We start from the raw sequence: 6,833 nt of genomic DNA, 5'->3' as shown, positions 1-6,833 counted from the left end.
TCGCTGATGACCAAATGAACACGATTCCCGGCCAATTTGGATAATGCATCTTTACCATCATGAGCTTCGATCGTCTGATAGCCTGCTCCTTTTAAGGTCATACTCACAACCTGCCGAATTGAAGCCGAATCATCTACAACAAGTACCGTTTTGTTCATCACAGAGTTCCTCATTTATTCATTTACGGTTCTCAAAAGAAAGTAATGTCCGTGCTAGTCACCTTGCTTTTCACCTCAGTAACCTTGCCTTTGTGGCTTTCATGTTGTTCTATCATGGTGTAGTTCTTGGTCATTTTTTCCAGCCATTTTTGCGGGGATAATTCGCCTGCGATCGCATGATTGCTGTCTTGTTTGAGCAGCTCTAATGAGTCACTGAGTTCTTTGAGATTGGTGCTGATTTGCTCTAATATTTGGCTTACTCGGTCTTGAAATTGCAATTTCACAATCACACTACTGATTGTTTCCTTCACCGAAAATGCATCTTCTTTTAACCGCTCAGACTGTTGCTGTAAGGTTTGTGCCATATCTTGGAAGTGGTTAATGACATAATCGATACGCTGCTCGGTTTGTTCCATTTGTTCACTCTCAGCCGCAATAGCCACTTCAGCCGTCTTAAATGTAGTATTAATCGCATCACTGACAACGTTCACTTTCTCCGTCATGCTGCTAGCGATCTCCCTTGAACGCTGTGAAAGGTTACGCACTTCATCGGCCACCACTGCAAAACCTCGACCGGCCTCTCCCGCTCTGGCTGACTCAATGGCAGCATTAAGTGCTAATAAGTTGGTTTTTTCAGCAATGCCCACCACATCGGTTGCCATTTTTTTTAAATCGACTGTGTATTGATCAAGGCTGCGCATTTCATCAAGCATATGCTCTCTTGTCTTTTGGCTTTCTCTAAGCTCATCAACCGCTTTAGAAAGCATGGCTCGACAACGCTCAATTTCGCTCATTAAATTACGCTCATCTTTTAAGGTTGAACCTTGCGAGAAGGAGAGTGCTTGTGAAAGCTGCGTGACAAGATCACCAAATTGCTGGCTCAGTTGAGTAACAGAATCGGTAAGTTGCACATTAGCTAAATCAATATGACGAGACCACACTGGCAGAGATTGAGCAAAGAGAGGCTCTAAAGAATGATATCCATCCAGTTGGATCTCTTGTGTTTGAGAAAAGTGTTCAATCGTCTTTTTTTGAGCTTTGACTTGGGAAATGAAGGATTCGTAATTCCAAATTGCATAGCTAACACTAGCAAAAGTAACAAATAATAGAGCCCAAACACCAAAATGTGTTGGCTGTGGCATAAGAGCAACTATCGACAATAGCACTAAGGGCACGTAAACACGTACCAGCCTAATGAGGAGCATGATTTATTATCCTTTAGCCATAAAACACTGACGAAAGCTATGACGTTATGTAAGAAGTTGTTATGCAACGCCTGGAGCTCATAACTAAAGATAGGAAAGCTTGGAGGAATCTGCAATGTAGTCGGTAGATGTAATTTTACTTTTGTTGTGTTAGGTAATTTTAAACAGTCCACTCTTATCAGTCAGAGTAACGATTGACTTTCGTTAAGTTCGGCTGAGTAACGTCATTAAGCCCTCTCCTCTGTTCTCATAACATGACGCACTGATCGGATCACATTGGCTTTATTTTATTTAGCTATCTTTCCTAGAAATACATCACTAGAATCCATCGCTTTTCTGATCCTCCGCACATCGGTTAATCACGAAAACACAACATTGAACGAATTTAATCACCTAAACTTAAGCATCACATACTGTAATGAAATCAAATTCATGAATAATACCAAGCGAAACAACAGCCAACTCACCGCACTGCTCTACCTCTTAGCTGCGCTGCTATTTGCCACCTATGGCGGACGAATATGTCCGATGTTGTCCAGTTTAAGCGCATTAGAAATCACAGCCCATGTGACGATTAGCGTATTTTGTGCATGGGTAATGCGTCTATATGTCTTTATTCACCATGATTGGGCAAAAACAGAGCAGTATGCAAAACTCGATAGTGTTTTGTTTTTTCTTGTCAGCATTCCACTATCTCTTTACTACAATCAGTACTATCAATTTACTCTCGATAGCAATATAAAAATTCTATTTGGTTTAACACTGTTTGGTTTCTTTACCGGAAGCTTATTACAACTCATCGCCAAACGAGCTCAATATCGCCAGCACGCAGTACAATTGAATCGTCAACAACTCCAAGGTGAAAGGCATTCGATTGTTAAGCAGATGATCGGGTTAATGATGCTGATGATCATCACTCTGACAGCCACACTCACGATGGTCGCGGTGAAAGATCTTTTTTGGCTTGAACATAACCCTGCCAGTTTAATCAATGGGCATGGCAAGATAAGCATTATTAAAGAGTTTATTTATGTTTCTTTGGTTTTGGGCGGTTATGTGATCGCTATCCTCTGGCAGTGGGGAAGGCTGATGAAGCAAATATTGCACGCTCAAGAGCATTCGCTATGCCAAGTGACTCAAGGTGATATAGCACAACGCTTACCAATTTTTGAAAATAACGAGTTAGGCTCTGTGGCTTGGTTGACCAATCAAATGTTGGATAGCCTACAAAACTCACAGGATGAAGTAAAAACCACGCGTGATGTCGCCATCGTCAGCCTGGCCGCTTTAGCTGAATCTCGCGATAATGAAACTGGCGCTCATATTTTACGTACTCAAGAATATGTCAAAGTACTCGCGCAACATCTAAGCCAAAAACCGAAATATCAGCCTTTATTAACGCCCACTTATATTGATTTACTCTACAAATCAGCCCCATTACACGACGTTGGCAAAGTCGGTATCCCTGATGCCGTCCTACTGAAACCCGGCAAGCTCACCGATGATGAGTTCACTATTATGAAGGGACACCCTGAGATCGGCGCACAAGCGCTGTCGATTGCCGAGCAGCACCTTGGCACAAGTTCCTTTTTAGCAATCGCGAAAGAAATCGCCCTCACTCACCATGAAAAATGGGATGGTTCGGGCTATCCAAAACAACTCAAAGGGGAAGAGATTCCACTCTCAGGCCGTTTAATGGCACTGGCTGATGTATATGATGCGCTCATCTCAAAGCGTGTTTACAAACCCGCGTTTTCTCATGATGAAGCAAAAGCCATCATTCTACAGGGCGAAGCGATACATTTTGACCCACAAGTCGTAGAGGCTTTTTTGAGTGTTGAACAACAATTTGTCGCCATTGCCGCTCGCCATCAGGATAAACATTAATCTCTTGTTACAGTGACTCCTCCGCTCAATGGCAAAATATCGTATTTGATGATGAATTTTGCCGTTGAGCTGACTACTTCTCAAAGTAAAACCTATTTAATTTCCCCACATGAAAACGGTGGATGATAGAGTTTTTTAAAAAAAATCGCCTTTTTGTTCATGATTCTTAGCCAACACAAATTATTTTCAGTTTTTCTGTTTTGTGTGTTGTAACGGATATTTCATAAAGGTATAAATACCTTAATTTTATGTTTCTAAAATCCCTTCTAACACTTTACATGGATGATGATTATGTTTGAAAAAGTTGTCGCAGCTCCGGCCGACCCTATTCTTGGTTTAACCGAAGAGTTTAAAAAAGATCCTCGCACTGAAAAAATTAACCTCGGTGTTGGTATCTACAAAAATGAAGCAGGTGAAACACCTGTTCTTGCGACAGTAAAGAAAGCGGAAGCGGCGTTGCTTGAGTCTGAAAAGACCAAATCTTACCTCACCATTGAAGGTACTGCTGAATATGGGCTCGCGGTACAAAAACTCCTGTTTGGCGATGAATCTGAGATTGTGACACAAAAGCTCGCAAAAACGGCGCAAGCGCCCGGTGGTACTGGTGCACTGCGTGTAGCAGGTGAATTTATTAAGCGTCAAATCGGCGACGTGAAAGTGTGGATCAGCAACCCAACATGGGCAAACCATCACGGTGTTTTTAATGCGGCTGGTTTAGAAACCACGCAGTATTCGTACTACAATGCCGAAACGAAAGATAAAGATTTCGCAGCGATGCTTACCGATCTTGAGCAAGCTCAAGCGGGTGATATTGTTCTTCTACACGGGTGCTGCCACAACCCAACTGGCATTGATCCAACCGATAAAGAGTGGGAAACGTTAGCAAAATTAGTCGCTGATAAAGGGCTTCTTCCTCTGTTTGACTTTGCTTATCAAGGTTTTGCGAAAGGTGTTGAAGAAGACGCACAAGGCCTACGTACTTTTGCGAAATACAATAAAGAGATCTTAGTGGCGAGTTCATTCTCTAAAAACTTCGGTTTGTACAATGAGCGCGTGGGTGCGTTTACCATCGTTGCTGGCTCAACAGATGTCGCTGAAACAGCTTTCTCACAAATCAAAGCGATCATTCGTTCCATTTATTCAAACCCACCAGCGCACGGTGCTGCGGTCGTTACTTATATCCTCAACAACGCCGAACTGCGCGCAGAATGGGAAAACGAAGTGACAGAAATGCGTGAACGTATTCAAGAGATGCGTGAGCTGTTTGTTACCACCCTAAAAGCCGAAGGTGTGAAGGCTGATTTTAGCTTTATTGAACGTCAAAATGGCATGTTCTCTTTTTCTGGTTTGAACAAGGAACAAGTTGCTCGTCTGAAAGATGAATTAGCAATTTACATCGTCGGTTCCGGCCGTATCAGTGTGGCAGGCATGACAAAATCGAATATGGGCCCACTGTGCAAAGGTATTGCAGCGGTTCTATAATCGATAATGATAAGAAATAGACAACAATAGCCGCCACTTGTCGGCTATTTTTTTATCTTCAATTCACTGAAATGACACTTGATTCACCTCAAAGCGCGTACACTTTTCCCTCTTGCCTGCAAAGCACGTTCTTTTCATGTACTATAACTCTCTGAATCCTATGTCCAATGCCACCGATGTGACCTGATCCCTTTGACCAGTTACATCGTTTAGCTGGCTCACGACGTCAGAATCCCACAATATGAACTCCGAAACACAAGGAAGCCTCCATGGAAGCAGAATTAATTGAAATCAAGAACTTCCTTGCTCAGTATCCACCGTTCAATGAACTACCTGAAGAAACACTGATCGAAGTGACGCAGAGCGTAGAAATCTCCTATTTTCGACAAGGTACACCCATCATTCATTTTGGTGATCATATCCAGGACTTGTATTTGATCCGCAGCGGCGTCGTCGAGGTGTACCGTCGCAAAGGCGAATTATACAACCGCCTAACCGAAGGCGGTTTATTTGGTCAAATGGGGCTATTGACCAATAACCGTGTTCGTTTTCCGGTCACAGCGATTGAAGATACGCTGGTTTACTGTATTCCAGAGGCAAGGTTTCAGGATTTATATGACAACTATGATTCCTTTGCTGATTTCGTTGAAGTGCAAGATAACGCGCGCCTTCGCCAAGCCGTGCTGAGTAAAACAGAGCAGAATGATCTCACCACCTCGAAAGTGCGAACCTTACTCAGCCGAGAAGCCCCTTTAGTTTACAAAACAGAAACCATTCAACATGCGGCGATCAAGATGGCGGAAGAGAGTATCTCTTCACTGCTGGTGATTGACCCTGATATTTTGCAAGAGAGTGACGACGATAACAGCCCGGTAATCGGCATCCTGACTGACCGAGATCTCTGCACGCGTGTATTAGCCGTTGGCATCGATCCTAATCACCTCGTCACGGAAGTGATGACAACGGAGGTTATCTCATTAGATCATAATGCTTATGTCTATGAGGCCATGCTAAAAATGCTTCGGTACAATGTTCATCATCTTCCTATACTCAAAGAAAAAAAGCCGATCGGTATCATTGAAGCGACCGATATTGTTCGTTATGAATCACAAAACTCATTGCTGCTCGTCAGTCGCATCTTCCAGCAACAAAGCGTTGAAGAGTTAGCCACACTGTCGCACCAAGTCAAAGACAGTTTTGTTCGTTTAGTCAATGAAGATGCGAACTCACACATGATCGGCACGGCGATGTCAGTGATTGGCCGTAGCTTTAAACAAAGAATCATTGAACTTGCCGAAGAATTACTAGGCTCACCGCCTATTCCATACTGCTTTTTAGCCTTGGGTTCTATGGGCCGTGACGAACAGTTAATTGTCACGGACCAAGATAACGCTTTAATTTTGGACGATAGCTATGAAGAAACACAACATGGTGCTTATTTCGAAGCGTTCGCCAAATTTGTCTGCGACAGCTTAGATCAATGCGGTTACAGCTACTGTACGGGGGACATTATGGCCAGCAACCCGATGTGGCGTATGACTCGTAAAGAATGGGAAGCCTGCTTTGCCGATTGGATAGATAACCCTAACCCTAAAGCGCTATTGAATGCATCCATCTTTTTTGACTTATACGGAGTGTGTGGCAGGACCAAATGGGCAGAACAACTGAATGGGTTTATTGTACGGCGAGCACGCAAAAATAATCGATTTCTTGCATGCCTTGCACGAAATGCACTGAACCGCACGCCACCATTGGGGTTTTTCAAAGACTTTGTGATGGAAAAAGATGGACGACACAATAACACCATCAATTTAAAACGTCGCGGCACTGCACCGTTAGCGGATTTAATCCGTGTGCATGCATTGGCTGTCGGTTCACGTTCTACCAACTCGTTTGAACGTTTAGATGACATCATTGAAGCCGGAATTCTACCCAAAGGACGGGCGCAAGATCTGCGTGACGCAATGGAGTTTATCGCGATGGTACGCATTCGCCACCAAGCGGCTGACGTTGAACAAGAAATAGAGCCAGATAACAATATCGAGCCAGAAAACCTATCTGATTTTGAAAGACGTAACTTAAAAGATGCGTTTCAAATCCT

The 6,833-nt window shown here is 43.3% G+C and carries 4 protein-coding genes; 3 read left to right on the top strand and 1 reads right to left on the bottom strand.

What is annotated here, in order from left to right; translation table 11 throughout:
- Nucleotides 1–190 precede the first annotated feature (190 nt).
- Nucleotides 191–1,363 carry a methyl-accepting chemotaxis protein gene (locus AACQ21_RS14885; RefSeq protein ID WP_105976614.1) on the bottom strand — a complete coding sequence of 391 codons (1,173 nt, stop codon included), beginning with the start codon at nt 1,361–1,363 and terminating at the stop codon, nt 191–193.
- Nucleotides 1,364–1,795: 432 nt separating this feature from the next.
- Here AACQ21_RS14885 and AACQ21_RS14880 point away from each other — a divergent pair, with 432 nt between their 5' ends.
- The 3 genes from AACQ21_RS14880 to AACQ21_RS14870 form a co-directional block, all read left to right on the top strand.
- Nucleotides 1,796–3,250 (top strand): HD domain-containing phosphohydrolase, encoded by a 1,455-nt coding sequence (locus tag AACQ21_RS14880; RefSeq protein WP_105976613.1) that lies wholly within the window; start codon nt 1,796–1,798, stop codon nt 3,248–3,250.
- 291 nt (nt 3,251–3,541) lie between these two features.
- Nucleotides 3,542–4,732, top strand: coding sequence for an amino acid aminotransferase (locus AACQ21_RS14875; protein ID WP_088717991.1), 1,191 nt, complete (start codon nt 3,542–3,544; stop codon nt 4,730–4,732).
- A gap of 269 nt (nt 4,733–5,001) precedes the next feature.
- Nucleotides 5,002–6,833, top strand: a 1,832-nt coding sequence (locus tag AACQ21_RS14870; RefSeq protein WP_105976616.1) for a DUF294 nucleotidyltransferase-like domain-containing protein, incomplete at its 3' end; no start/stop codon positions are given.

This window comes from Vibrio sp. V01_P9A10T6 (genome assembly GCF_963877065.1).
Classification (GTDB): Bacteria; Pseudomonadota; Gammaproteobacteria; order Enterobacterales; family Vibrionaceae; genus Vibrio; species Vibrio anguillarum.
Note: the sequence above shows the minus strand (reverse complement) of the source record. Positions and strands in the feature narration are given on the sequence as shown.

Bases quoted from the DNA above. Each gene is read 5' to 3' on its own strand.
- AACQ21_RS14885 (WP_105976614.1), bottom strand. From the start codon at position 1,363: ATGCTCCTCATTAGGCTGGTACGTGTTTACGTGCCCTTAGTGCTATTG.
- AACQ21_RS14880 (WP_105976613.1), top strand. From the start codon at position 1,796: ATGAATAATACCAAGCGAAACAACAGCCAACTCACCGCACTGCTCTAC.
- AACQ21_RS14875 (WP_088717991.1), top strand. From the start codon at position 3,542: ATGTTTGAAAAAGTTGTCGCAGCTCCGGCCGACCCTATTCTTGGTTTA.